This window comes from Achromobacter sp. (assembly GCF_032102605.1).
In the GTDB taxonomy this organism is placed as follows: domain Bacteria; phylum Pseudomonadota; class Gammaproteobacteria; order Burkholderiales; family Burkholderiaceae_B; genus Achromobacter.
In genome coordinates, this window is record NZ_DAMDGT010000003.1 from 413,046 (window position 1) to 439,162 (window position 26,117).

Annotated in this window: 24 protein-coding genes; 12 read left to right on the forward strand and 12 right to left on the reverse strand. The window is 65.6% G+C overall.

Features of this window, described 5'->3' with window-relative positions; all coding sequences use genetic code 11:
- Nucleotides 1-58 precede the first annotated feature (58 nt).
- Nucleotides 59-1,267, reverse strand: a complete 1,209-nt coding sequence (locus RT614_RS09865; RefSeq protein WP_313621924.1) for an MFS transporter — start codon at nt 1,265-1,267, stop codon at nt 59-61.
- Nucleotides 1,268-1,373: 106 nt separating this feature from the next.
- Here RT614_RS09865 and RT614_RS09870 point away from each other — a divergent pair, with 106 nt between their 5' ends.
- Nucleotides 1,374-2,285, forward strand: a complete 912-nt coding sequence (locus RT614_RS09870; protein ID WP_313621925.1) for a LysR family transcriptional regulator — start codon at nt 1,374-1,376, stop codon at nt 2,283-2,285.
- Here RT614_RS09870 and RT614_RS09875 read toward each other — a convergent pair.
- Nucleotides 2,276-3,076, reverse strand: a complete 801-nt coding sequence (locus RT614_RS09875; RefSeq protein ID WP_313621926.1) for a DUF169 domain-containing protein — start codon at nt 3,074-3,076, stop codon at nt 2,276-2,278. The two genes, RT614_RS09870 and RT614_RS09875, sit on opposite strands and share 10 nt — an antisense overlap.
- Nucleotides 3,077-3,145: 69 nt before the next feature.
- On the reverse strand, nt 3,146-4,027 hold the full coding sequence (locus RT614_RS09880) for a LysR family transcriptional regulator (protein WP_313621927.1): 882 nt from the start codon (nt 4,025-4,027) through the stop codon (nt 3,146-3,148).
- Between the two features lie 96 nt (nt 4,028-4,123).
- Between RT614_RS09880 and gstA the strand changes: the two genes are divergently transcribed.
- On the forward strand, nt 4,124-4,759 hold the full coding sequence (gene gstA, locus RT614_RS09885) for a glutathione transferase GstA (protein ID WP_313621928.1): 636 nt from the start codon (nt 4,124-4,126) through the stop codon (nt 4,757-4,759).
- On the opposite strand, the gene RT614_RS09890 is transcribed toward gstA, so the two are convergent.
- Nucleotides 4,752-5,669: a LysR substrate-binding domain-containing protein gene (locus RT614_RS09890; protein WP_313621929.1), complete on the reverse strand. Its 918-nt coding sequence runs from the start codon at nt 5,667-5,669 to the stop codon at nt 4,752-4,754. The genes gstA and RT614_RS09890 overlap by 8 nt on opposite strands.
- A 99-nt stretch (nt 5,670-5,768) precedes the next feature.
- Between RT614_RS09890 and RT614_RS09895 the strand changes: the two genes are divergently transcribed.
- The 3 genes from RT614_RS09895 (at nt 5,769) to RT614_RS09905 (ending at nt 7,962) form a co-directional block, all read left to right on the forward strand.
- On the forward strand, nt 5,769-6,518 hold the full coding sequence (locus RT614_RS09895) for an SDR family oxidoreductase (RefSeq protein ID WP_313621930.1): 750 nt from the start codon (nt 5,769-5,771) through the stop codon (nt 6,516-6,518).
- Between the two features lie 43 nt (nt 6,519-6,561).
- Entirely contained in the window at nt 6,562-7,377 is an 816-nt protein-coding gene (locus RT614_RS09900) for a nucleotidyltransferase domain-containing protein (protein WP_313621931.1), read from the forward strand.
- Nucleotides 7,378-7,446: 69 nt separating this feature from the next.
- The gene (locus RT614_RS09905) at nt 7,447-7,962 is read left to right on the forward strand and encodes a GNAT family N-acetyltransferase (RefSeq protein WP_313621932.1); all 516 of its coding nucleotides are present in this window, start codon (nt 7,447-7,449) and stop codon (nt 7,960-7,962) included.
- Nucleotides 7,963-7,986: 24 nt separating this feature from the next.
- Here RT614_RS09905 and RT614_RS09910 read toward each other — a convergent pair whose 3' ends face one another.
- Nucleotides 7,987-8,877, reverse strand: a complete 891-nt coding sequence (locus RT614_RS09910; protein WP_313621933.1) for a LysR family transcriptional regulator — start codon at nt 8,875-8,877, stop codon at nt 7,987-7,989.
- A 149-nt stretch (nt 8,878-9,026) separates the two neighbouring features.
- Between RT614_RS09910 and RT614_RS09915 the strand changes: the two genes are divergently transcribed.
- From RT614_RS09915 to RT614_RS09930, 4 genes are all read left to right on the forward strand, one after another.
- Nucleotides 9,027-10,031, forward strand: a complete 1,005-nt coding sequence (locus RT614_RS09915; protein ID WP_313621934.1) for a tripartite tricarboxylate transporter substrate-binding protein — start codon at nt 9,027-9,029, stop codon at nt 10,029-10,031.
- Nucleotides 10,032-10,080: 49 nt separating this feature from the next.
- Complete coding sequence (locus RT614_RS09920; RefSeq protein ID WP_313621935.1) at nt 10,081-11,028, forward strand: amidohydrolase family protein; 948 nt, start codon at nt 10,081-10,083, stop codon at nt 11,026-11,028.
- 94 nt (nt 11,029-11,122) lie between these two features.
- Nucleotides 11,123-11,611 carry a DUF6882 domain-containing protein gene (locus tag RT614_RS09925; RefSeq protein ID WP_313621936.1) on the forward strand — a complete coding sequence of 163 codons (489 nt, stop codon included), beginning with the start codon at nt 11,123-11,125 and terminating at the stop codon, nt 11,609-11,611.
- A 2-nt stretch (nt 11,612-11,613) separates the two neighbouring features.
- Nucleotides 11,614-12,405: a site-2 protease family protein gene (locus RT614_RS09930; protein WP_313621937.1), complete on the forward strand. Its 792-nt coding sequence runs from the start codon at nt 11,614-11,616 to the stop codon at nt 12,403-12,405.
- Between the two features lie 33 nt (nt 12,406-12,438).
- On the opposite strand, the gene RT614_RS09935 is transcribed toward RT614_RS09930, so the two are convergent.
- The 3 genes from RT614_RS09935 to RT614_RS09945 all read right to left on the reverse strand — a co-directional run bounded on the left by RT614_RS09935 (nt 12,439) and on the right by RT614_RS09945 (nt 16,275).
- Nucleotides 12,439-14,403: a TRAP transporter large permease subunit gene (locus tag RT614_RS09935; protein WP_313621938.1), complete on the reverse strand. Its 1,965-nt coding sequence runs from the start codon at nt 14,401-14,403 to the stop codon at nt 12,439-12,441.
- Complete coding sequence (locus RT614_RS09940) at nt 14,400-15,023, reverse strand: TRAP transporter small permease subunit (protein ID WP_313621939.1); 624 nt, start codon at nt 15,021-15,023, stop codon at nt 14,400-14,402. The genes RT614_RS09935 and RT614_RS09940 overlap by 4 nt, the downstream gene beginning before the upstream one ends.
- A 124-nt stretch (nt 15,024-15,147) precedes the next feature.
- The gene (locus RT614_RS09945) at nt 15,148-16,275 is read right to left on the reverse strand and encodes a TRAP transporter substrate-binding protein (RefSeq protein WP_313621940.1); all 1,128 of its coding nucleotides are present in this window, start codon (nt 16,273-16,275) and stop codon (nt 15,148-15,150) included.
- Nucleotides 16,276-16,703: 428 nt separating this feature from the next.
- Here RT614_RS09945 and RT614_RS09950 point away from each other — a divergent pair, with 428 nt between their 5' ends.
- Both RT614_RS09950 and RT614_RS09955 read left to right on the forward strand, forming a co-directional pair.
- Nucleotides 16,704-16,835 carry a hypothetical protein gene (locus RT614_RS09950; protein WP_313621941.1) on the forward strand — a complete coding sequence of 44 codons (132 nt, stop codon included), beginning with the start codon at nt 16,704-16,706 and terminating at the stop codon, nt 16,833-16,835.
- Between the two features lie 72 nt (nt 16,836-16,907).
- Nucleotides 16,908-20,429 (forward strand): patatin-like phospholipase family protein, encoded by a 3,522-nt coding sequence (locus tag RT614_RS09955; RefSeq protein WP_313621942.1) that lies wholly within the window; start codon nt 16,908-16,910, stop codon nt 20,427-20,429.
- A gap of 30 nt (nt 20,430-20,459) precedes the next feature.
- On the opposite strand, the gene RT614_RS09960 is transcribed toward RT614_RS09955, so the two are convergent.
- From RT614_RS09960 to RT614_RS09970, 3 genes are read right to left on the reverse strand one after another with little or no spacing between them, the layout of a single operon-like run.
- Nucleotides 20,460-21,983 carry an amidase gene (locus RT614_RS09960; RefSeq protein ID WP_313621943.1) on the reverse strand — a complete coding sequence of 508 codons (1,524 nt, stop codon included), beginning with the start codon at nt 21,981-21,983 and terminating at the stop codon, nt 20,460-20,462.
- A gap of 12 nt (nt 21,984-21,995) precedes the next feature.
- Nucleotides 21,996-22,976, reverse strand: coding sequence for a tripartite tricarboxylate transporter substrate binding protein (locus RT614_RS09965; protein ID WP_313621944.1), 981 nt, complete (start codon nt 22,974-22,976; stop codon nt 21,996-21,998).
- A 48-nt stretch (nt 22,977-23,024) separates the two neighbouring features.
- A complete protein-coding gene (locus RT614_RS09970; RefSeq protein WP_313621945.1) occupies nt 23,025-24,374 on the reverse strand; it encodes a D-serine ammonia-lyase in 1,350 nt (449 codons plus the stop codon).
- Nucleotides 24,375-24,492: 118 nt separating this feature from the next.
- Between RT614_RS09970 and RT614_RS09975 the strand changes: the two genes are divergently transcribed.
- Nucleotides 24,493-25,428, forward strand: a complete 936-nt coding sequence (locus RT614_RS09975) for a LysR family transcriptional regulator (RefSeq protein ID WP_313621946.1) — start codon at nt 24,493-24,495, stop codon at nt 25,426-25,428.
- Nucleotides 25,429-25,434: 6 nt separating this feature from the next.
- On the opposite strand, the gene RT614_RS09980 is transcribed toward RT614_RS09975, so the two are convergent.
- On the reverse strand, nt 25,435-25,920 hold the full coding sequence (locus tag RT614_RS09980) for a TonB-dependent receptor domain-containing protein (RefSeq protein ID WP_313621947.1): 486 nt from the start codon (nt 25,918-25,920) through the stop codon (nt 25,435-25,437).
- Between the last annotated feature and the right edge of the window lie 197 nt (nt 25,921-26,117).

Sequence of the window (26,117 nt, forward strand, 5' to 3'; positions counted from 1 at the left end):
GCCGATGACCGATGCCGATGACTGATGCGCCGCCCCACCGCCCCTGCGCCCCACCGCGCTACAGACTTGCCGCCCTGACCCGCGCAAGACGCCACGCGATGACCAGGCCCGCCACGCCCGCCGCGGCAACGATGAAAGACGCCGATCCCCAGCCGTAGCGGTCGATGGCGCTGCCCACCGCCACGGGTCCGATCACCTGCCCCAGGTTGCTGCCCTGCATCACCAGCCCGACCGACGCGGCGGCCAGGGCCGGACGCGGCGCCACCAGCGGCGCGGTGCCCAGCAAGGTGGCCGGGATCAGCCCGCCCACCGCCGAAAACAGGACGCACAGCAGGAAGGTCGCCATGGCCGGCAGCGCGGAACCGAAGATCGGCAGCGCGATCGCGGCCATGGCGGCGCTGGCGCACGCGATCAACGTGGACCGCCTCCAGCCGCGCGCCAGCAGCACGCCCGCGCCCAGATTGCCCACGACGTTGGCCGCGCTGGCGATGGCGCTGTACAGCCCGGCCGTGGCCAGTGGCAGTCCCAGCCGTTCGGTCAGCAGCACGGGCAGGAACGTGAACAGCGCGAAGAACATCAGGCTGTAGAGCGTGAAGGACAAGGCCAGCAGCACGGGACCGGCCGCCCCCAGCGTATCGACGGTGTCCTGCCGCAGGCCGCGCCAGGACAGGCTCGCGCCGCGCGGCGACGCAGGCGCCAGCAGTGCCACGCTGACCAGCGACACGCCGGCCGCCACGCCCGCGCACCACCAGTAGGCGTGCCAATCGGCAAACGCCTGCGAGGCCAGCATGGCCACCGCCATCCCCGCCGGCATATAGCAGCTCCACAGCGCAAAGGCGAAATCGCGGCTTTTGCCCGTGACGATGCGCTGCAGCGCGGCGGGACCGGCGACCGTGATCATCAGAAAGCCCAGTCCCTCGATCACCCTTGACGCCAGCAGTACGCCGTATCCCGGCGCGAGCACGCCGGCCACCGTGCCCAGCGCCGTCACGGCCAATCCCAGCATCAGCATGCGCCGGGCGCCGAACCGCGCGATCACGCCGCCCGCCGCGATCCCGCCCACCATGCCCAGCACCGAAAACACGGCGGTCAGCGTGCCGATGGACGCCAGATCCAGCCCCATGTCCTTGCGCAGCAAGGGGGCCGCGATGATGACCTTGCCCACCTGCAGCGCCGCCACGATGCCGGCGCCGACGATCGCCAGCACGGCGCCCCAGCTTGTGTCCGCCACCGGGCCCCTGGCTCCCGACTCGTCAATCCTGTCCATCCCGCCCTCGACCTGTCTGCAATCCCGGCATGATGCCCGCCGCCGGCGATCTTGCTAAGTGATAATCTTTCGAAGCTCTTGATCGAACAAATAGATCACTCGCCCGATGATAGATGCCCTGACTTTGGACCAGCTTCGCGTGTTCGCCGCCGTGGCGGACACCGGCAGTTTCCGCGCGGCGGCGCGCCGCCTGTCGCGCGTGCAGTCCGCCGTCAGCCACGCCATCGCCAACATGGAGGCGCAACTGGGCGTGCCGCTCTTCGACCGCAGCGGCCACCGTCCCGTCATGACGCCTCAAGGCCAGGCGCTGCTGTCCAACGCCCGCGACATCCTCTTGCGCGTCGACGCGTTGCGGGCCCGCGCGCAGGGTTTGGGCGAAGGCGTGGAACTGGAACTGTCGCTGGCCGTGGACACGCTCTTCCCGATCGCGCACGCGGGCGCGGCGTTGAAGCGGATGCGGGCCGCATATCCCTCCGTCGCGATCCGCGTGTCGACGCTGCCGCTGGGCGGTCCGGTCCAGGCGCTGCTGGCCGGCACCCACACCCTGGGCATTCTGGCGGGCGAACATTTCCGGCATCCGCGCATTGCCGTAGAGGCGCTGGGCGCGGTGCAGATGGTGGCGGTGGTCGGCGCCGGGCATCCCTTGGCGGATGCGGCGCGAACAAGCGGCGCGCTGGCGGAGCCGGACCTGGCCGACCACCTGCAGATCGTGCAATCCGATCCGTCGCCCCTGTCCGAAGGCCGCGACTTCGCCGTGCTGTCGCCGCAGACCTGCCGCGTCAGCGGCCAGGACACCAAGCACGCGCTGATTCTGGCGGGCCTGGGCTGGGGCCGGCTGCCGCTTTGGCAGGTCGAGCGCGACCTGGCCGAAGGCCGCCTGCTGCGCGTGCCCGTCGCCAGCCTGGGCCGAGACAGCCAGATCGCCACGGAAACCTATCTGGCGCATCGCATCGACCAACCGCTGGGCCCGGCGGCGCGGGCGCTTGCCGCGGCCCTGCGCGACACGGCTCAACCCTGAGCCTTGGGCGATTGCGCGTAGCTCACGCCCATGCCCGCGCGCACGTCATTCTGAATGCCATAGGGGGCAATGGGATAGCGCAAGCCGTTGGCGGACAGCGCCTTCATGCCCTCGATGGCGATGGGCAGGTAGCGCGGCGGCAACGCCATCAGCATTTCTTCATCCGGCACGCCGCCATAGCGGCGTTCTGCAAAACAGGGCAACGACAGGCTGGGTTCGCCCGTGGCCAGCGCCCTGCCCCAGGAATCCGCACAGGCCGTCTCGCCCACCACGCTCCAGTCGAAGCGCCGGTAGTTCTTCCATTGCAGGCCGTTGATCAGGATGATCATCTGCCCGGGCGTCGCGTACACCAGGCAGATGTCGGGCGGATCCAGGCGGCCGGACGCCAGCGGCGACACCACCATCGCGCGGTACTTGCCCGCCGGCACACAGGACAGGGCCTCCTGCCGCGCCCGCGCGTCCGCTTCGGTGGCATGCCACACGCCCACATAATCCTTGCCGCTCTTCCAGGCCTCGTCCTGCGGCCCCAGCCCGATCACGGCGCGGCACTGCGCGCCCACCAGGTCGTCGCCCGTAATGCCCACCGTCCAGCCCAACCGCGCCGCCATGCCCACGATCTGATCTGTCGTATGCGTGGCCGTCGGCCGCCGCAGCCCTTTCACGCCGGCCATGTCGGCCTCGTTCTCGTAGAGCTTCATGCCGATGACCGTGGTCTTCAGGCGCAGCAGCCGGTTCAGGTCGTCGACCAGCGACGCCCAGTCCAGCGGGGTTTCCCGTGTTGTCTCTTCCATGATCCGTCCTTTGGACTGTTGTGTGCGGTCGGGCCGGCTTCAGGCTGGCATTGCCGCAAGCGGATAAGACTACAACGAATGGGCCCCGTCCTTGCGCAGCATCGCAAACAGCGCCTGGACCGGCGCGCTATCGATCGCCGCAGTCGACGCGGCAAGGCCAAACGACCGGTGCAGGGGCTCGGCAAGGCTTGCGACGCGCAGGCCTTGCCGGTTGTCCGGCAGGGTCAGCGCGGGCACCAGCGTCACGCCCAGTCCTTCCCGCACCAGCGCGAATGCGCTCGCCCAATCGCGCACGCTGGCTCGCAGATCTGTCAGGACCAGTCCCGCATCCTGGGCCAGGCTTTCCGCGTTGACGCGGCACCCGCCCGTCGCAAGGATGAAAGACTGCGCCACCAGATCCGCAAGCGCCACGCTGCCGCCCGCGCGCGCCAAAGGATGCGCCGACGGCAACACCGCCATCCATTCGTCCTCGCCCAGCGGACACGCCTGCCGCTCCGGCGCGGCATTCAGCACGACGCCGACGTCCACGGTGCCGTCGGCCAGCAGCGCTTCGACCTCGTCGTCGCTCGCTTCGAGGGGAATCACATCGATGGCCGGATGCAATTGCCGGAAGCGCCGAAGCACCGGCGGCAGCACCGTCGCGAACACCATGGGAAAGCTGGCCAGCCGCAACGTCTGCCGCGTCAGTCCCCCCGTCTCTTGCGACAGGACCTGGATGCGTTGCAAGGCGTCGAGCATGACGCGCGCCTCGTCCGCCACCTTCAACCCCAACGCGGTCGGCACCGTCCGCCGCCGCTCACGCGTGAACAGCGGCGCGCCCAGCGTGTCCTCAAGCTGGGCGATCGCCTGGCTGGCGCCGGATTGCGTCATGCCGACCCGCGAGGCTGCGTGGGTGATGTTCCCGGCGTCCATCACGGCCACCACCAACCGCCAGTGCATCAGGTTCATCATGGCATCAGCCCTGCTTATGTCATTTTTCTGAAAAAGTAATTTTACGCATGGCTGCGGCAGCGCCATCCTGGAACCCTCACTTTCGAGGATCCATGCATGAAGCTGTACCACGCCCCCGACACCTGTTCCCTGTCGCCGCACATCGTGTTGCGCGAACTTGGCCTGCCGTTCACTCTGGTCCTGGTTGACAACCAGTCCAAGCGCACCGCCGACGGCGCCGACTTCCTGGCGATCAATCCCAAGGGTTATGTCGCCGCGCTGGAATGCGAGGACGGTCAGGTGCTGACGGAAGGGCCTGCCATCGTCCAGTACCTTGCCGATCTGAAGCCGGAGGCCGGGTTGGCGCCGCCTAACGGAAGCTGGCAGCGCAGCCGCCTGCAGGAATGGCTGAATTTCATCAGCACGGAAATCCATGGCGGCTTCGGGCCGCTGTTCAACCGACAGCTTCCCGACGCGGCGCGGGACTGGTGGCAGACGCGACTCGAGAAGCGGCTGGGGTACGTGAATGACGCGCTGCGCGCTCGATCCCACCTGCTTGAAGGGGGCTTCAGCGTGGCGGACGCCTATCTGTACAGCGTGTTGCGCTGGGCTGTTTTTTTTGACATTGACCTGCAGCGCTGGCCGGCCATCCCGCCTTACATGGACCGGATCGCCCAGCGACCAGCGGTTAGTGCCGCACTGGCGGCTGAAGCCGCCGCCAGTGCTCGACGCCCGGTGGCCAACGCTACCTGAACCCGTCGACGCCTCGCATCAGCGCGGCCGCCATTTGGGGTTGGCGCAGTCGTTCCAGCCACCACTGCAACGCGCGCCCCTCGTGGTCTCCGCGCCACGCCAGGTACAACAGGTTCGGCTCGCGCGGCGTCTCCGTGGCCTTTTCGACGAGTTCCCCGCGAGCCAGCAATGACGCGGCGCGGTATCGAGGCACCCATCCGACGCCCAGGCCATCGCGCTGCGCCAGGATCTTGGCCCGCATGCTGGGCACCGCCAGCGTGGCCTGGCCGCCCACCCGGCCATAGCCCCGCGCGCCGGCGGCGCGCGCGGTGTCCGCCACCACCACGGCGCGATGCTGCTGGATCTGGTCCTGTCGCAGGGGTGTCTTCATCTTGGCCAGCGGATGGTTCGGGGATACTGCGAACAGCCATTCCATGGCGCCCAGTTCCGCCCATTGCAGGTTCGGCATGGTCTGCGGCTCATTCGTCGCGCCCACGATCAGGTCCGCCCGGCCTTCGCGCAGGGCCTCCCACGTGCCGCCCAGCACCTCGTGGGTAAACCGCAGGGCCACGCCCGAGTCCAGCTTGTCGAAGGCCTGGATCAAGGGCGCCATCAGTTCGAATTCCAGGATTTCGTCGCTGACGATGTGCAGGCGGTCTTCCCAGCCGCTGGCCACCTGCTGCACACGCTGCGTCAGCCGGTTGACGTCCTGCATCAGCCGACCGGCCTCGTCGGCCAGCAGTTGTCCGGCCGGCGTCAGTTGCAAGCGGTAGCGGCGGCGGTCGAACAGCAGCGCGTCGAAGCGTTCCTCAAGCTGCCGGGCGGCGTGCGACACGGACGACGGCGCCTTGCCCAACCTGGCCGCCGCCCGGGACAGGCTGCCGCTGTCGCGGATCGCTTCCAGCAGGGCCAGTTCATTCGGGCTCAACATGTGCAATTCCTTCGAACATCTTTGTGCGAATGATCGTACGACAAAGCGGACGGCAAGGCGCACCATGGCTACACCTCATCCCCTTCCAAAGGAATCACCATGAACCGTTTCGAAAACAAGACCGTCCTCGTCACCGGAGGCACCAGCGGCATCGGCCTGGCCGCTGCCCAGGCTTTCGCTGCTGAAGGCGCCCGGGTCGTCATCACCGGACGCGACGCCACCGCCTTGGAAAAAACCCGCGCCGTCTTGGGCGCCAACGCCCTGGCCATTCAGAACGTCGCCGGCGCCCCGGGCGCGGCCGCCGCTCTGGCCGGCGCGTTGAAGTCCGCCGGCGTGCGCCTGGACGCCGTCTTCGTGAACGCGGGCGTCGCCAAGTTCGCCACGCTGGCCGACGCCACCGAAGCCCTGTGGGACCAGACCTTCGACACCAACATCAAGGGCGTGTTCTTCCAGCTTCAGGCGCTGGACCCATTGCTGAACTCCGGCGCGTCCATCGTGCTGAACGGTTCCATCAACGCCCGCATCGGCATGCCCGCGTCGTCCATCTACGCCGCAAGCAAGGCCGCGCTGATCTCGCTGGCCAAGACCCTGTCGGCCGAACTGCTGCCGCGCGGGATCCGCGTCAACGTCGTCAGCCCGGGGCCCGTCGCCACGCCCATCTACGACAAGCTGGGACTGGACGCCGCCGCGCTGGAAAAGACCGCCGCCAGCATCCGCGCGCAAGTCCCCCTGGGACGCTTCGGCACGCCGCAAGAGATCGCCGCGACGGTGCTGCACCTGGCCGCCCCGGAATCCGCGTTCATCGTGGGCACGGAAATCATTGCGGACGGCGGCATGAGCCAGCTTTGACCCGCAGCAGAAGCGCGCGGCGAGGCAGTGATAGGATGCGCGGATGACTTCCATCCTGCATGCCCATCCCATCGATCCCGCTGTCCGCGAACGCGTCATGTCGACCCTGCAGGACATCGAGCGCCGCCACGACGTTCGCGTCCTGCTGGCCTGCGAATCCGGCAGCCGCGGCTGGGGTTTCGCGTCGCCCGACAGCGATTACGACGTGCGCTTCCTGTACGTGCACAAGCTGGACTGGTACTTGCGCGTGGCGCCGCAGCGCGACGTGATCGAGCTGCCCATCGACGACGAACTGGACGTGTCGGGCTGGGAATTGCGCAAATCGCTGCAGCTCCTGCGGGGCTCCAACCCCATCCTGTTCGAATGGCTGGACTCGCCCATCATCTACTGCCAGGACGAGGCCGTCAGCGCGTGGCTGCGGCACTTTCGGAGCGCGTACTTTTCCAGCACCAAGGGCCGCTGGCACTACGTGGCCATGGCCGGGCGCAACTTCCGCGAATCGCTGCAGGGCGACACCGTGCGCTTGAAGAAGTATCTGTACGTGCTGCGCCCCGTGCTGGCGGCGCAATGGATCGACAGCGGGCGCGGCGTGCCACCCATGCGCTTTGCCGACCTGGCCGACGTCATGATCACCGACGACGCTCTGCGCAACGAGGTCAACCAACTGCTGGCCGTGAAAATGGCGGAAGGCGAAGCCGAGCACGGCCCGCGCTTCCCGCTGATCCACGCGTATCTGGAATCCACCCTGGCCGAACTGGAAAAAGCGCCCTACTTCGACCGGCCCGACGGCCAGACGGAAAGGCTGGATCGCTTCCTGTACGAAGTCGTGACGGGTGCGCCGCTGACGTATGACGCCTAATTACCTGGCGCAATTGGGAACAGGTGAGCGCGTATGATCAAAGCCCCTTGCGCTGAGTATCCTTCTCCCATGTCCGCCCCCACCCCGCGCGTCACCCTGCGCCGCCTGCAGATCGCCGACGTGCCCATGATGCTTGCCATGGAATCCGATCCCGTGGTCATGCGCTACAGCACCGGCGTCAAGCCCGCGGATGAGGCGCGCCGGCGGGAACTGTTGTCGTGGCTGAATGAGCCGGTCACGGACATTGGCCACTGGGCCGTCGAGGCAGACGGCAAAGCAGTCGGCTGGATCAGCCTGACGCCGCTCGAGGACACGGGCCGGACCCAGCTTGCCTACCGCCTGTCCCGGGACGCCTGGGGCCTGGGCTGCGCAACGCAAGCCGGCGCGCAGCTCTGCCGCTATGCATGGCGAACGCTGGATATCCAGGCGTTGTTCGCCGTGGTCTGGCCGGGCAATACGGCTTCCATGCGTGTGCTGGAAAAACTTGGGTTCACTCGCATCGGTGCGGAACGGCACTACGGCCGCGACACGGAAGTCTACGTGTTGTCGAGGTTCATTGAAGCCGAAAAGGCCAGCGGCGAGTGACGCTCAAAGAAGGCTGACGCCCGCCTACTCGGTGGCGTGCGACAGTTCATGCACCAGGCCCGCCTCGAGCTGCCGCGCTACGCGTCCCAGGCCGCGGTTCAGCGGCCATACGATGTCGAGGTCCAGACCGCCTTCCACATCGACGGGCACGACACTGAGCCCATGACGACGCGCATACAGGCCGCTCATGCTATCGAGGATGGCCACGCCCAGGCCACGTTCCGCAAAGGCGCAGGCGGCCGAGTACTGATTCACCTCGATCACGGGCAGAAACGGCAAGCGCTCCTTTTCGAACTGCCGCGCCGTGAGCGCCCCCACCTGCAAGTGACGACTGAGCGAGATGTAGGGGATGCCCACCAGGTCGGTCAATGCAAGGTGCTGGCGATGCGCCAGCGCGTGGCCAGCCGGCATCACAGCCTGCAGGCTCAGCCGCGCCAGCGTGCGCTGGCCCACGTTCGGCAGCGCGGCCGAGCCGATCACTATGCCGATATCAATGCGCTGATCGGCCGCCAGCCCCGCCACGCCTAGCGTCATGTCGGTACGCACGCTGACGCGCACGCCGGGCTCGCGGGCCTGCAGCCAGGCCATCGCACCGGGCAGGATGCTGGCGCCCACGGCCGCCACCGCCCCCACGTCAAGCCGCGCCTGCGCCCCGCCCCGCATGCTGGCCGCCACACGTTCGGCGTTGTCCATCGCAGCCAGCGCATGCACGATCTCCGGCAGCAGCATGCGAGCATCGGCCGTGAGCGCCAACCGGCGCTTTTCGCGGTTGAACAGCGCGAAGCCCAGCTTGTCTTCCAACGACTTCAGCATCGCGCTTGCCGCGGGCTGCGACATCCCGGTGGCGGCCGCCGCCAATGTCACGGATCCGGTGCGCCCCACGGCTTCAAACAGCGCCATCTCGCGCTTATTCATTGCGAACCTCGCTATTCATACATATATATGTATGAAATGACTCAACATATATATTTGACCATATCAACCTGCATGCCGGACACTCGCTCACATCACAACAGCCGGCGCGGCTTCGACGCGGCGCACGGCAATACCGCAAGGAGACACCGATGCGAACGAAACCTGGCGTATACGCGCGCAGACTTCTGGCCAGAATGCTCGCCCCGCTGCTCGGCAGCGCGTTGCTGGCTTGGGGAACGCCCGCGCTGTCCGACACCTCGGCCGGGGGCACGATCCGGATCGTCGTCGGTGCGCCGCCCGGTGGCGCACCTGACACCGTGGCCCGCATCGTGGCGCAGCACATGCAGGTGGGCGGGCGCGCCGTAATGGTCGAGAACAAGAACGGCGCCGCCTCGATGATCGCGGCCGCCTATGTGGCCCGCGCGCGGCCCGATGGCAACACCTTGCTGCTCGCCAGCCAGACGACGGTCGCTGTCGCGCCCACGCTGCAGAACGTGACGACGTTCGACCCTCTCAAGGACTTCACTGGCGTGGCCCTGGTGGGCAGCGCGCCCCAAGTGCTGCTGGCCGGCCCGAAGCTGCGCGCCAATTCCGTCCAGGAGCTCATCACGCAGGCCAAGGCCGCGCCGGGCGAGATCGATTTCTGCTCGGGAGGCATCGGCACCTCGCCCTATATGGCGGCCGTGCTGTTCGCCCAGACGGCAGGCATCGAGTTGCACAGCATCCCGTTTGCCGGCGAACAGGCCTGCATCACCGAAATGCTGGCGGGCCGCCTGCCGTTCATGTTCGCCAACGCCTCGACGGCCCTGCCTTACATGAAGGACCAGCGCCTGCGCGCTCTGGCCGTGACGAGCAAAGAGCGCGTCAGTTTCGCGCCGCAGTTGCCCACCACGGCCGAGGCCGGCCTCAAGGACTACGAGGTCGCGACCTGGCTCGGCCTGCTTGCACCCGCCGCCACGCCGCCCGACGTCGTCAACGCGCTGAACGCTGAAGTGCGTCGCGTGCTGCGCCTGCCGGATGTGCGCGAAAAGCTGGAGGCGCAAGGGTACGCGCTGTCCGATGACAGCCCGGCGGCCTTCACCCGCTACTACCTGGCCGATCGCGAAAAATGGGTGCGGCTGATCCAGACCGCCGGCATCAAGCAGAACCCCTGAACGCGGCCACTTGCCCGCCCTTCCCCACCCTCATCATCCCGAGCCTCCCATGCGCCGTACGCAGCCCGCCTCTTCCTCCGACGATCCGCGCACCGTGCTGGGCATCCGTCACGGCCCTGTCACCGGCACGATTCCGCCAGGCGCCTGCGATTGCCATGTGCACATCTTCGGTCCGTTCGACCGCTATCCGCTTGCCGAAAACCGCGTGTTCATGCCGGGGCTCGCCTCGACCGATGATCTGCTGGCGCTGCACGCCGCGCTCGGCGTGGACCGGGCGGTGGTCGTGCAGGCCAGCCCGCAAGGCACCGACAACCGCTGCATGACCGATGCCCTCGCCACGCTGAACGCCGCGGGCCATGCGTCGCGCGGGGTCGCGGTACTGGCCCCGGATATCTCGCGCGACGGCCTGCGTGCGCTGCATGCGGCGGGCGTCAGAGGCGCCCGCGTCAACCTGCAGTCGTTTGGCCAGCAGGATCCGGCCATCGCGCGCGATGCGCTGGCGCGCACCGCCGAGCAGGTGGCCGACCTGGGTTGGCACGTGCAGATCTACACCACGCTGCCGGTCGTGACCGCGCTCGCTCCCGCGCTGCGCGATTGCCCGGTGCCCGTCGTGGTCGATCATTTCGCACTGGCGAGCGCCGTGGCCGGCACGGGCCAGCCCGGCTTTGATGAGCTGCTGGAGATCGTGGCGACGGGCAATGTGTACGTGAAGCTCTCCGCGCCGTATCGCCTTACGGTCTGGCAGGATGGCCGCCCGCCCATCGAGGCGCGCGAGATTGCACGTGCCCTGATCGATACGCGGCTTGACCGCATGCTGTGGGGCACAGACTGGCCCCATTCTGGGGCCTGGCCCGGCGTGGCGCGCACGCGTGATCGCAGCGAACCGCTGCATCCCATCGACGATGGCGAGCAACTCTCGGCCTTCTGCGCGTGGGTGAGCGAGACTGAAAAGCAGGCGATCATGGTGGAGAACGCCGCGCGGCTTTACGACTTCTGAGGGCGGCACAAGGGCGATGATCCGAGGCAAGCGCGACCCGAGACCCAAACTGGCCTATCATCCTGACCCTTCCCCACTCATGGAACCACGCAGCATGTCCGACACTTCCCAGCCCTTCGACGTCCAAGCCTTCATCGCCCAGAGCATGGAAGGCATGCAGGCCGCCACCACCGCGCACTGCGCCACGTGGCATCTGGACGACGCCGAGCAATGGTCCGTGGACATGGACAGCGGCCTGATCGTCTTCCAGCTTCCGGGCGGCATCGTGGCCACGGCGCCGGTGCAGATCATCGGCACGTCCAACAGCGAAGACGGCAGTTTCCTGTGGGGCTGGGACCATCCGTCCGTGCCGGCCGAACTGTCCGAGCACGCCCAGCTCGCCCAGGCCTTCGGGCGCGCGCATGGCCTGTCGGCCTACTCCACGCGCAAGGTCGCCTGCGACGACGCGCAGGCCTGGGAGTTCGCCGCGGTGGCGATGCGCCTGGGCGAAGCCAGCGGCACGTATCGCGCGCAGGCGTCCGACACGGCGCATGTGTGGATGACGTTCGGCCAGGTGACGTTGTCGTCCACGGCGGCGCAGTGATCGTGCCGGCCGGAGCAATCGGCCTGTTGCTGGCCGTTGCCCTGTGCGCGCTGGCGCATGTGTCGGCCATGGCCTTGGCCGGACGCGCGCTTGGGGTAGCGCTTGAGGAAATGTCGTTCGGGCTTGGACCGCGCCTGCTGCGAGTGGGCAAGCTCAGCATCAGGCTGTTGCCCCTGGGCGGCGCGGTCCGCTTCCAGACCGCCGCCGACGCAATGCCAGAGTGGGAAGAGGACGATGACGACGCGCATCCCGCGTCTGCCGATCATCTGCACGATGCGCGGGGTCGCGCGACGCAGGACCTCGAGACCTTGAATGACCCGGTCCTGAGTCGCCAGCCCATGGACGGCGTACCGCTGGACCGCCAGCCGCTGGATCGCCAGCCGCTCGCTGCGCAATTGCTCATCGGTGCATCCGGCTGCCTTGTCCTGATCGCACTCGCCTGCGCGCTGCTGGGCGGCGCCGCGGGATTCCAAGCCCTGGCCGATGGATTCGCGCACATCGTTGGCGGCGCGCTGTCGCCCCTGCACACCGCGCAGGATCTGTTGGCCCGCGTGGACGCGGCCGCGCATGGCCTGCCGTTCGTCACTCTGCTGGGCCTGGCCGCCGCCACCACCGCGGCGTTCAACCTGCTGCCCTTGCCCGGCGCGAATGGCGGATATCTGCTGGGCGCGCTGGGCCAGCGCCTGGGCCTGGCCGCGCGCTGGCCGGCCTCCTGGACACAGGCCCTGCTGCTGGCCTATCTGGCACTGGCCGCGTCCTGGCTCTTCGCGGCCGCGATGTACCTGGCTCGTTGAATCATGCCCCGGCCATTGGCCGGGGCGCCCCTTTCATCGGTACAGCACCGTCGGCAGCCACATTCCGATCTCGGGGAACACATACAGCAGGAAGATCGCCACCACCTGGATGCCCATGAACGGCATCATGCCCAGGAAGATCTGGTTCAGCGTCACGTGCGGCGGCGACACGCCCTTCAGGTAGAAGGCCGACATGGCCACCGGCGGCGACAGGAAGGCCGTTTGCAGGTTCAGCGCCACCAGCAGTCCGAAGAACAGCGGATCGATGCCGAACGTATTGAGCAGCGGCACGAAGATCGGCATGAAGATCACGATGATCTCGGTCCATTCCAGCGGCCAGCCCAGCAGGAAGATGATGATCTGCGCCAGCAGCAGGAACTGGATCGGCGTCAGGCCCAGCGACAGCACCCATTCCTCGATGATGCGCTGGCCGCCCAGCAGCGCGAAGGCCGCCGAGAAGATCGAAGACCCCACGAACAGCCAGCACACCATGGCGCTGGTCTTCGCCGTGAGGAATACCGATTCCCGCAGCACGGGCAGGTTCAGCCGCCGATACGCCAGGGCAAGCAGTGCGCCGCCCATGGCGCCCATGGCGGCGGCCTCGCTGGGCGTGGCCAGGCCGAAGCCGATCGATCCGAGGACGGCGGCGATCATCACAGCCAGCGGAAAGAAAGACCCCATGAGCATCTTGAAGATTTCCAGGCGCGCCCAGGTCAGCACCGCATAGAACACCGCCAGCATCGCCACGCACACGGCCGCGAAGATCCAGAATCCGGTCGGCGCGGCAATGCGATCGTCGGCGGCCGCCGGCGCCTGCGCCTGTGCCGCCGGCGCCGCGGCATTGGGGGGGGGCTGCGCCGCCGGGGTGCCCGGCGGTTCGGCCAGGCCAGTGCCCGCGACTGAGCTGGCGGACGGCGGCTCGGCCAGTTCGCTTGACGGCGGCTCCGCCAATCCATCGCCGGGCGGCTCGCTCAGGCCGGAGTCGAAGTCGGTGGAACCCAGCTGCAGCTCCGCCGGAATTTCATATTCCACGGCCGGCCGCGTCAGCGCATGATGCACCACCGCCAGCATCAGCACCGTGACCGCCAGCGGCGCCAGCGCCGTGGCCATGTTGCGCGTCAGATACCCGAACGACACCCCGCTGTTGCGTTTGCCCTTGAACATGGCGGCCAGCATGCCCGAGACCGCGCGCGTGTATCCACCCGCCGCCATCGCCGTGGACTCGCGAGACAGCGGCACACCCCGCTCCTCTTTTGGCAGCGGCGGCGCCATGTCGGGCCGCAGCTTGGCCACGATGATCACGTAGACCATGTACAGAATCGCCAGCATGATCCCCGGAAACAGCGCGCCGGCATAAAGCTGCACGACCGACACACCGGTGGTGGCGCCATACACGATCAGCATCACCGACGGCGGCAGCAGGATGCCCAGGCACCCGCCCGCCGTAATCGAGCCGGCCGTCAGGCGCACGCTGTAGCCAGCCTTCAGCATGGCCGGCATCGCCAGCAGGCCCATCAGCGTGACCACGGCGCCGACGATCCCCGTGGCCGTCGCGAAGATGGCGCAGGTTGCCAGCGTGGCCACCGCCAGCGCGCCCGGCAGGCGGGCCAGCGCCAGATGCATCGACCTGAAGAGCTTTTCGATCAGATTGGCGCGTTCGACCAGATAACCCATGAACACGAAGAGCGGAATCGAGATCAGCGAATCGTTGGTCATGGTGGCGTACGTGCGCTGCACCATCAGGTCCAGCGTCTGCCCGAGCGAGCGCCCCGGGTCCGAACTCTGCATGTAATAGGCCAGGAACGTGAACAGCACGCCCATGCCCATCAACGTGAAAGCCGTCGGAAACCCCAGCATGATGGCCACGACGATCAGCGCCAGCATCAGCAGGCCGATGTGGCCCGTGGTGAGGTTGTCCCACGGCGTCAGGAACGCGATCATCAACAGCACCAGCGCAATGCACGACAGGCCGAACCACAATGCCTTGTGGATTTTCATCGCTGGGACTCCCCGGAATTGACGTAGCGGTCGAGCTTGGCGATGTCTTCGTCCTTCACATGCACCATCTCCTTCAGCTTATCGACGTCCACTTCCTCGACGTCCTCTTCGCGCGACGGCCATGCGCCCTGCTTCAGGCACAGGATGCAGCGCATCACCTCGGCCACGCCCTGCAGCAGCAGGACCGCGCCGGCGGCCGGAATGAAGGCCTTGAATGGATAGATGGGCGGCCCGTTCGCCATCAGCGACGAGTGCTCGCGGATGGCGATGGAGTATCCGGCGTAATACCAGCCGGCCCACACCAGCGCGATCACGCCCGGGAAAAAGAAGACGATGAAGAGCAGCAGGTCGAGCGCGCCTTGCACGCGCGGCGGCAGGAATCCGTAAAGGATGTCGCCGCGCACGTGCCCGTTCTTGGCCAGCGTGTAGGCGCCCGCCATCATGAACAGGATGCCGTAATACATCATCTGAAGGTCGAACGCCCAGGCGCTGGGCTGGTTCAGGATGTAGCGCGCCGCGACCTCCCAGCACACGTGCAACGTCAACACTACGATCAGCCAGGCGAAGGTCTTGCCGACAAAGGTGGAGATGCGGTCTATGAAGCGTACGATTCGGATCATCGAAGGTCCTGGTTCGGCCCCGCCCACCCCGCAACAAGCGTGTCTGCGGCGTGAACGGACCCTGGACGCATGGCGAGGCGCCGCGCGCCGTCTTGGCGGCGCGCGGGTACGGCGTAGTACCGCGTCAGGCCTGCTTGGTGGTGCGCGAGAAGTAGTGGTTGTAGGCCATGCGGAAATTGACCGTCGTGTCGCCGTGCCAGCGCCCCACCCGCTCCGCGAAGGCGCGCTGCGAATCCAGCACCTTCTTGAAAAGCGGATTCTCGGCCGACCGCTTGGCGATCATCTCGTCCCAGATCTTCAGCTGCTGCTGCAGGATGGCGTCAGGCGTCTTGTAGAACTTGACGTTGTGGTCCTTCTGCAGCTTGATGTAGTCCTTCGAATAGCGGTCGGAGGCCTTCCAGGACATGTCCGCGCTGGACGCCTGGGCCGCATAGCTCAGGATGTGCTTCAGGTGCACGGGCAAGGCGTCGTACTTCGCCTTGTTGAACAGCACTTCGAACTGTTCCGCGCTCTGGTGGAAGCTTTGCAGCATGCAGATCTTGGACACGTCCTGGAAGCCCAGTGCAAGGTCCGACGACGCGTTGTTGAATTCCGCGCCATCCAGCAGGCCCCGGTCAAGCGCCGGCACGATTTCGCCGCCCGGCAACGCGTTCACCGCCGCGCCCATCGCCGTGTACATGTCGATGGCCAGGCCCACGGTCCGGAACTTCACGCCCTTGACGTCCTCGACCTTCGTGACGGGCCGCTTGAACCAGCCGAACGGCTGCGTGGGCATCGGGCCGTACATCAGCGATTGCACGTTCACGCCCATGGCTTTCTGGATCTCGACCAGCAGCTCTTTGCCGCCGCCGTACTCGTGCCACGCCAGCAGCATGTTGGCGTCCATGCCGAACGAAGGCCCCGAGCCCCACAACGCCACCGCGGTGTTCTTGCCGTACCAATAGGCCACCACGCCGTGGCCGCCATCCAGCGTTCCCGCGGACACGGCGTCCAGCAGGTCGAAGGCCTTGACCACCGCGCCGGCCGGCAGCACTTCGATCTTCAACTGGCCACCGGCCATCTCGTTGACCTTGTTGGCGTAATCGCGGGCGAACTCGTGGAAGATGTCGTTGGCGGGCCAGGTGCTCTGGAACCGGAATGAAATGGGCGCGTTCTGGGCTTTGGTTACCGCGGGAAATCCCAGCGCCGCGGCGCCCGCGGCGGCTGCGCCGGAGATGAACTTGCGGCGACGGGGCTTTGTAACGTGTTGCATGGCTTGTTGTCTCCTGGGGTGGACTACATGGACCAGCGTGTAGTTACTACTCCTGCGAGGTGCGGGATGGAAACGCCTGCTGCGGGCATCAGCCCGGATTCCGGGCGATGCGCCTGATGCGTCTGATGCGCAACTTTGGAGTGATTAAACCTTTCTGACAAACGACTGACAATCAGCTTTTAGTCAGGAATTACCCTAGAAAAAGGACTAGGCCTTCTGTTCGAAAGGTATCGAAGGGGATGGAGGCGCATTGGGAATAACCAATATCGATTATTTACCCCCTCTGGCTCGGCAGCTAAACAGACACAACCGGTCCGCATCGATGCAACCGACGATAAGCCACGGCCTCCACTTGCCGTCTAGCTCGAATCGTCTCAGCATGCGCACGCCCTCCACTCTTGCGAACCGCACGCCTTAAGGAAATCGAAATGGCCGGGGACAAATTTGATGGAAAGGTGATCAAGGTTGGCGAAGCTGATTCCGAGTTAATCAAGAAAATTGCGCCGCAACCATCCTCCGCTCCGTCTCCTCTGATGCTCCAGGCACTCGGCGAAAGCTGAACGACAGGACGCTAAGGGGGTTTGTCGACTACGCGCGTTGTTAAGTCCCAGGTACACGACAGGAGCATTGTGATGACTCGACAACCTGTGGATCCCCAGCAGCCGTGGAGCGTTAAGGAGCATTGCGACCGTCGCAGAATGGAGCATCCAGATAGATCGGACTTCGATCCTCGGCCCTGGGGCATTGCCTTATCCGGAGGGGGAATCCGAAGCGCGACATTCTGCTTTGGACTGATCAAAGCGCTCGCGAAGCAGGACATCTTCCGCCGATTCGATCTGATGTCGACCGTGTCTGGGGGCGGCTACATAGGATCGACTATCGGAAAGCTATATCAAGCGGAGGGAGCCAACCCCGCCAAGGTACAGGAGGCTCTCGCCGACGCGGATGGCAGGCAATACGGGGCGTGGCTGCGGGTAAACGGCCGATACCTTATCCCGGGTGGATTCAAGGATGCGCTTTTTGCCGCCGCAAATTTCGGTCGGAACCTTCTCGGGATACACGTCGAGCTTGCCCTGTTGTCCATCATGATCGGAACCATCCTTCTCAGCATCGATCTTCTGGTATGGCAATGGGCCGACTGCGTGTACAGGTCTCTCGGATGCCGGTCGCCTTCGTGGCTGACGATCGAAGTTCTGCAATATTTGGCCGGTCCTCCCCCCGTATGGCTTGTTCTGCCAGTTTTTGCGTGGGTTGGCGTTGCCTTGGCTTATGCGTACTGGGTATTGCCTACGCAGTTTGACGAGCGATGGAAGTCGCGCCTCTCCAAACAAGCAATTTTTGCCTTGATCGCCATTGCACTGGTCATTGTGAACTCCGAGATCGGCTTCGGGTCTCTTCCCCGTCTGAAAACCAAGCTCCAATTTCCTCCAGTCTTCTCTGTTATCGCAATCGCGACTATGTTGGCGTGGCTGGCCGGCATTTTCATTGCGGCTCTGTTACGCCGGAGTGCGAAAGAGCCTGGACTGATACGAAACCGGCTCACATCCGCGCTGTCGGCGACGCTGCTATGTGCGATCGTCTTTTTTACCTTGGGCGCGGCCGACTACTTAGCGTGGTCGATGGCCCACTTCGACGGCGAAAATCAAAGCGTTTTTGGCATGGTGCTAGCCGTGATGACCGTCGCGCTACGCGTAGCATTGCCCAAGATCTCGGATTTGCCCAAGAGTCTCGCACCTTGGGCGCGACATACCGTTCTCGGACTACTGAACGTCGTCGGCATTGCCGTTCTGCTATTCGTAGTGATCTTTTGGATGAGCTGGGTTCACAAGATCGTCTCTGACCTTTTGTTCTTTCGAACCGCCCCATTTGACCTACGCTTCGGCATGGCTTACGAAGCCATCCTCTGGATGCTTTTTCCAGCTGCAGCATTGGTGCTCCTGTCAGCCCGAAATCAAGACTTCCTGAACCGCTCTTCTTTGTTTTTTTTCTACCGGGCGCGGATTGTTCGGAGTTACCTTGGCGCCGCGAACCCTGACCGCTTTCGCGGCGCCGCCGACAACAGCAGCCCGTTTGCGATCAGGACGCCGTCCTCGCACTCCACGGGCCGCGTGGCGGATGTCCACCCCGCCGATGACGTGCCGATGAAGGATTACGCACCCAATCTTCACGGAGGGCCGGCACACCTGATCAACGTCTGCATCAATCAGACTCGCGACCCCGATGGCGGCTTGTTTAACCGGGACCGCAAGGGACTATTGCTGACCATCGGTCCAAATGGACAGATGTGTGTAGCATCCAGGTCTTGGAACAGTCCCGACGAAATCGCCAGTCTCTCGCTGGGGTCGTGGATAGCCATATCGGGCGCAGCTATCGCCCCGGGACTAGGCGCCTCTACGAGGATGGGAGTTTCCGCCTTGTTGATGCTGTCAGGAGTGAGACTGGGATACTGGTGGGATAGCCGCTACCAAGCGCCTGCGCAAAATTCCAAGCTATCGCAGCGATTGTGCAAGTATGGCCAATTTTTCAACGAACTGTCCGGACGGTTTGACGGCATCGGACGTCGGGACTGGTTTCTCAGTGACGGCGGCCATTTCGAAAACACCGCAGCCTATGCGTTGTTGAGAGAGGAATGCAGCGTCATTGTCGTCGCTGATTGCGGCGCCGATCCGAGATATTCGTTTGGCGATCTCGAGAACCTGGTCCGCAAGGCGCGGATAGATTTACAGGCCGACATTACATTCTTGCGACCACGATCAGACAAGGAAATTCAAAACTCGTCGCGGGTCGGGAGTCCGCACGCGGACACCGGAGTGGCCGACTTCGGTTCCTTGAACGAACTCGCGTCAGCTGATAGCCATGCTTGTCTCGCGCTTGCACGCATAAACTATCTCTCGTCGGGGAAGATTGGCTACATGGTGATCGTGAAGCCGAATATGTGCCAAGGCGCCGCCGTGGACCTGGTCAATTTCAAAGCCGACAATCCGCTGTTTCCGCAGGAGCCCACTACCGACCAGTTCTTTAGCGAGGCCCAATGGGAAAGCTATTTCCTGCTTGGGCAAGCGTTGGGCAGGAAAGTTCGCCTCGCGCAATTGCTTGATCTGCCATCCTTTGCGTTGGAAAATTTCGTGGATGATGATGGTGCGGTGCTGGAGTCCGACGAAACAGGCGGCCGCGTCCTGAAACCATCACCAAAGCGGCTCTCTTCTCGCATTGCATCGACCGGCGCAGTGTCCGCATCCTTGAGCATCGGGGCGATCGCAAGCATCGGCCTTGCCACATGGGAATTAGTCAGCAAGGAATGGGATGCAATGGCGCGCGCATCCCGGATCGAGCCAGCGATGTACAAAGAACTGACCGACATCTTTGGAAAGCTTGGCGACCCTACGTCGGATTCCACACTGCCAAACAACCGAGTAGGCGAAATGGCCACGGCGCTACTTCGGGTCGGGGATGTCGTATGCACCAACAAGAACCTTGCTGCCTTCAAGCAGTCGGAGGTTTTGTGGCTCATGCTGTCGCAGACCAAAAAAGCATGTGCCAGTCTTACCGTCCCCCATCCGTCGTGTTCCGTACTGACCAATAACGAAAAAGTACCGAATTGCCTGCAAAACGAACCATCGCCTTCGTGCGTTCCGACATATTGGATACGGGATTACAACAATCTCGCCGACTTCAAAAATTGCTTGCTGCTGCCGAAAATATCAGCTTCGAGACTTCCACCACCACGCCCCCCGGAGGAGGCAGTCTCCAGCGATCCAGCAGCCTCCCAAACAGCAGATAATTCAAACGTTTCGGAGGTCAAAGAAGTCAAAAAATCAGCGTGCAGCGGCAAGACTATATATGTCCAGATCTACAGCCCCGCTTCGCGTGACATGGTCAACGTTTTGCGCGAAACCTGGCAAGCGCTGGGCGCAACAGTTCCTAGAGTGGAAGACGTTAACGACAGCGCCAGGCGTTCAGGACAACGTCCGCCAAGACCTTTCTCCGTACCGACTGTCCTCTATCACAGTAAGACTTCCGAGGACTGTGCCGAAACGCTTCGACCCTTGGGCTCCAACCCTGCCTGGGCAGTGCGCCCCTTGCCCGCAAATTTCAAAGGGAGGAACGACGTCATCGAGGTATGGATACCTCCAGGCTCATTGCAAAGTGACTGACTGGCCAGCGCCGAACGGCGCCCTTTTTTGCTACACCGCCGACACCGCTTCTCCTTGCCCGCCGCCCTGCAACAGCGGCGGCGTCGTCACGATTGAGGTCAACGCCGGCTCCGCCGCGCGCAAATTCGCCAGATCCGGGCGCGGGCGGTCCAGGGCCTCGATGCCGGCGAATGCCTGTTCCATCGCCTGCGCCGCTCGCAGCACCTCGCGGTCGCCACGGAAGCGGCCCACGATCTGCAGGCCGAAGGGCATGCCCTGCGCGTCACGTCCGCAGGGCAGCGTCAGCGCGGGATGGGTCGTCAGGGTGACGACGTAGGTCAAGGCCAGCCAGCGGTAGTAGTTCTCCTGCGCAACGCCGTTGATCTTGTCCGCGTAAAGCTGCGTCCACGGGAACGGAGACACGGGCGTCGTGGGCGAAAGGATGAGGTCGTAGTCGTCGTAGGCGCGCTGGAACCGCTTGATCAGGCGCGTCTGCTCCGCCTGCGCCCATGCGCAATCCATCAGGCTCATCGCCGCGCCCATTTCGAAGTTGGCGCGGGTATTGGGGCCCAGGCTGGAGGGATCTTTCTCGTAGGCGTCTCGCATGCCGGCCACGAAGGCCTCGGCGCGCAGCACGTCAAAGCAGCGGTGGGCCTCGCCCAGATCCAGGTCGATGGGATCGCAGGCGGCGAACAGATGCCGCATGGCGGCGATCTTTTCGCGGAACGCGGCGCGGATGCCGTTGTCCACGTCGCAGATGCCGAAGTCTTCGGTGTAGGCCACCCGCAGCGAACCCAGATCCGCCACGCCAGGTGTCAGGAATTGCAATGGGTCCAGCGGATAGCTGAGCGGGTCGCCGGCGTTCGGGCCGGCCGACGCCGCCATCTGCAGGCAGGCATCCGCCACGGTGCGGCCCATCGGGCCGACCACGGAGATCGGGGTCCAGCCCAGCAGCTTGCGTACGCTGGGCACAACGCCGGGCGACGGGCGAAAGCCCACCACCCCGCATTTGGACGCGGGGATGCGCAGGGAGCCGCCGGTGTCCGACCCCGTGCACACCGGCAACATGTCGCAGGCCAGCGCGGCGGCGGATCCGCCCGACGAGCCGCCCGCGTTCAGATTGGGATTGAACGGATTGCCGGTCGCCCCCCAGACGGTGTTGCGCGAGTTGGCGCCGGCGCCCATCTCCGGCACGTTCGTCTTGGCGGCGACGATCGCCCCCGCGCGGCGCAGACGGGCCACCAGTTCGACGTCCTCGTCAGGCACGTGGCCGCGGTACAACGCCGAGCCGTAAGTCGTCAGCACGCCGGCCGTGGGCTCCAGGTCCTTTACGCCCATCGGCAGGCCGTGCAGCAGGCCCAGCGGCTCGCCCGCCATCACGGCGCGTTCGGCGGCGCGCGCTTCCGCTCTTGCCCGTTCGTAGGCGGTGGCGGTGACGGCGTTCACGTACGGATTGACGGCCTGGATGCGCGCAATGCAGGCCTCCAGCAATTCCACGGGTGAAAGCTGACGCGCGCCGATCATGCGCCGCAGCTCCACGGCCGTCAGGGATACCAGGGTGTCGTCCAATGCCATGGTCGTCTTCCTTCAATCGATCTTGATGTTGGCGCGCTGCGCGACTTCACGCATCACAGGCAGTTCCTGCTGGATCAGCGCCTCGCCTTCGGCCGCGCTGGAGAACTCGGCTTCGAAGCCCTGGGCTTCAAGGCTCTTCTTCACCTCGGGCGATTCCACCGTGGCCTTCAGCGCCTGCTCCAGCCGGCTCTTCACGTTGGCCGGCAGGCCGCGCGGCGCGGCCACCATCAGCCACGTATCCATCGCCACCGACGGATAGCCCTGTTCCGCGAAGGTGGGCACGTCGGGCAGGAAGGCGGAGCGCTTGGGGCTGGACACCGCCAGCACGCGCACCTTGCCCTGCTTGCTTTGCGGCAGCGCCGCCGCCACCGTGTCGACGGAAAACGGGATCTGGCCGCCGATCAGGTCCGTCATCGCGGGCGAGCTGCCCTTGTAGGGCACGTGCGTCATCTTCAGCTTCGCCGCCGACATGAACGCTTCGCCCACGAAATGCGCGGTGGTGCCCGTGCCGAACGAGCCGTAGGGAAGCTGTTCGTGCGAAGGGTCCTTCACGTAGGCGACGAACTCCTTCAGGTCCTTGACCGGCACCTTGGGGTTGGCCAGCAGCGCCAGGCCCGTGCGGCCGACGATGCCGATGGGCTCGAAGCTCTTGACCGGGTCGTACGGCAGGTTTTTCTGGATGGCCGGATTGACCGTGAACGTCGTGCCCGAACTGACCAGCAGCGTATAGCCGTCCGGCGCGGCCTTGGCCACGAAGCTGGCCCCGATCACGGTGCCCGCGCCCGCGCGGTTCTCCACCACGACGGTGCGGCCCAGCTCCTGTCCCAACTTCTGCGCCACCACGCGGCCCAGCACGTCGGTGGCGCCCCCGGGCGGAAAGGGCACGACCAGCGTCAAGGGGCGGCTGGGATAGGCGTCCTGCGCCACGGCGGGCGCAACGGCGCCCATGGCGCTGGCAATGGCGAGACTGACTGCAAGAAACGAGGTTTTCATGGCGGTGCTCGATGGGAGGTGGTGGAAAACGGGCGCGTCTGGCGGCGCCTAGGAACCGGCCGCGAGCGAACGCCCGCGACTCAGGAATCGGTCATATTCTTCGTCGGGCACGAACAATCCGCCCGTGGTCCAGACCAGGTGCGTGGCGCGGGGCATGTGCGGCGCCAGGCCACGCGCCTGCAGCCACGCCTGGCCGGCGTCGCTGTGCAGGAGCTGGCGCGGCCCGCTGAAACCGGCCGCGGCCGAGGGCTCGATGCGCAGCCCTTCGGTATCGCGCAATCGCGCCAGATCAGCGTACAGCGTGTCGTCTTCGACCGTATACACGCCGCGCAACTGTGCGCCCACCGCCGCATAGGCAAGCTCGGACGCGGTGGGCACCGCCAGCCCGTCGGCCTCGGTCACGTTGGTCAGGCCAACGTCGTACACCGATGCCGCCGCCGGCGCGCCGGGCAATTCGCCGCAGCCGGCCATCATGCGGACCAGAAAGCAAGGCGATTGCACCGGCTCGGCAAAGAAGCAGTGGACGTGAGGACCATAAAGTTGCGACAGGCCGAACGCGATGCCGCCCGGCGCCCCGCCCACGCCGCAAGGCAGGTACACGAACAAGGGATGCTCGGCGTCGACGCGCACGCCTGCCTGCACAAGCTGGGTGCGCAGATGCAGCGCGGCCGCCGCATAGCCCAGGAACAACGAGGCCGAGCGCTCGTCGTCGACGAAGTACCCGCAAGGATCCGCCTCGACCTGGGCGCGCCCCGCCGCGACCGCTTTTTCGTAATCGCCCGCGTGTTCCACCACTTCAACCCCGCGTGCCCGTAGCCGCGCTTTTTTCCATTCCTTGGCGTCGGCCGACATGTGAACCGCGGACCGGAACCCCAGCGCCGTCGCGATGACGCCGATGGACAGGCCCAGGTTTCCGGTGGAACCCACGGCGACTTGGTATTGGCCGAAGAAGGCTCGCGCCTCGGGGCTGGCCAGTTTACGGTAGTCGTCCCCCGCGCGCACCAGCCCTGCGCCCAGCGCCAGCGATTCCGCGAATTCCAGCACCTCGTGGATGCCGCCCCGCGCCTTGATCGAGCCGGCCACCGGCAGCGCGTGGTCGGCCTTGATCCACAAACGCCCCGTCCCCGGCGCCATGCCGATGGCGGTTTCCATTGCGGCGGCCGGCAGCAGGGGCGATTCGATCACGCCTTCCGTGGCCGCCAGTTCGGGAAACAGTTCCGCCAGCAACGGCGCGAATCGGGCAAAACGCTCTTGCGCGGACAGCACCTGGTCCATCAGAAACCGGGCGCCCGGCGCCACCGCCGAAGACTGGCAGGCGGGCCGCGTCCACAGGACCGGCCGCGCCAGGCGCACAGATTGCAGGACCGAGGTTTGGGACGAATCGACGGATTGAAACATTGCTGTGATACCAGAAGGTCGGCAAGGAAATGACACATCCTAGAGGCCGACATAGCCTTGCAGCAATATCAATGGTTAGAATTCTTCTTTGCGCTTTCCGCAAACCTCGGATCCAGCCATGAACCCCCGCGTCCTGCAGGAAATTTCCCTACGGTATTTTTTGGAAGTGGTGCGCACCGGCTCGGTCAGCGAGGCCGCGGGGCGGCTTGATGTCGCGCCGTCCGCCGTCAGCCGCCAGATTGCCCGCATGGAGCGCGAACTGGGCACGCTGCTGTTCGAGCGCCGCGCCCGCGGCATGACGCCGAACGCCGCCGGCGAACTGCTGGCCGCCCACGCCAAGCGCATGCAGCAGGACGTGGAACGTGTAGCCGGAGACATCCTGGCGCTGCGCGGATTGCGCCAGGGGCATGTGCGCGTGGTCAGCACGGAAGGCTACGCGTCCGAATTCGTGCCCGCGGCGATCGCCGCCTTCCGGCAACGCTATTCAGGCATCCGATTTTCGCTGGACGTCTGTTCGCAGCAAGAGATTCCACAGCGCATCCGCGACGGCTCGGCCGACATCGGCGTCACTCTCAGCCTGACCTCGCAACGGGACATCCAGGTGGAACTGCGTGTGCCCGCGCCGGTGCGGGCGATCGTCGCGGCGGACCACCCGCTGGCCGGCCGGCGCGATCTGGCCCTGGCGCAGCTCGTGGCCTATCCTCTTGCGCTGCCGACTCCCGACTCCACGCTGCGCCAACTGATCGACATCAGCTTCAGCCGCCAGCAATTGCACTGCGAGCCCGCCTTCACCAGCCGCAGCATCGATGCGCTGGTCGGCTTCGCCAGCGCCGGCGGCGGCGTGGCGTTCTGCGGCGAACTGGCCATCCGCAACCGGCTGCAATGGGGCGGGATCGTCGCCGTGCCGCTGCGCGACCGCGAAATGAACGAGCGCCACTTCGAGGTCCAGACGCTGGCGGGCCGCATCATGCCGCAGGCCGCCAATGCTTTCATCGCCAGCATCGCGGACGCGGCGCGGGCGCAGTCGGCGCCCGGCCCGGACGCGCCCGCATGAAGCCGCTCAGTACTGATAACGCATCGTCAGCATCGCGCTGCGGCCCGCCGCCCACGCGCCCTGGCTGTAGAAGCCGATCTGGCTGTAGTACTTGCGGTCGAACACGTTGTTGACGTTCAACTGCGCCGACAGGTTGCGGTTGAAGCGGTAGCGGGCCATCAGGTTGGTGATGGCGTAGCTGCCCTGCCCCACGCGCTCGTCGCCGTTCGGGCCGCTGGCGATGGTGTAGACATGGCTCTGCCAGTTGACGCCGCCGCCCACGGTCAGGCGATGCCACTCGCCGGGCAGCTGGTAGGTCGTGAACACGCGCACCAGGCTGCGCGGCTGGTCCGTCTGGATAGCGTTGCCGTCGCCGTCGCTGGCCGTCCAATGCGACCATCCGGCCGCCAGGTTCCAGCCTGACGTGACCTCGCCCGACACTTCCAGGTCGAAACCGCGGCTGCGCGTTCCCTGCGCGGCGGTGTAGGCCTGGTTGGTCGTGCCGGGCACCATCTGGCCCGGGTCGACCTGGGCGACGTTGTCCTGGTCGATCTGGAAGATGGCGGCCCCACGAACTGCCCTGCGGGTCGTTGTCCTGGTAGTTGTAGCCCACGCTCAGGGTCGTGCGCGAGGTCAGGTCGGCGTCCACCACGCCGTAAAAGACCTTCTTCTGGTTCTGATAGAAGTCCAGGTACGAATGATTGTCCTGG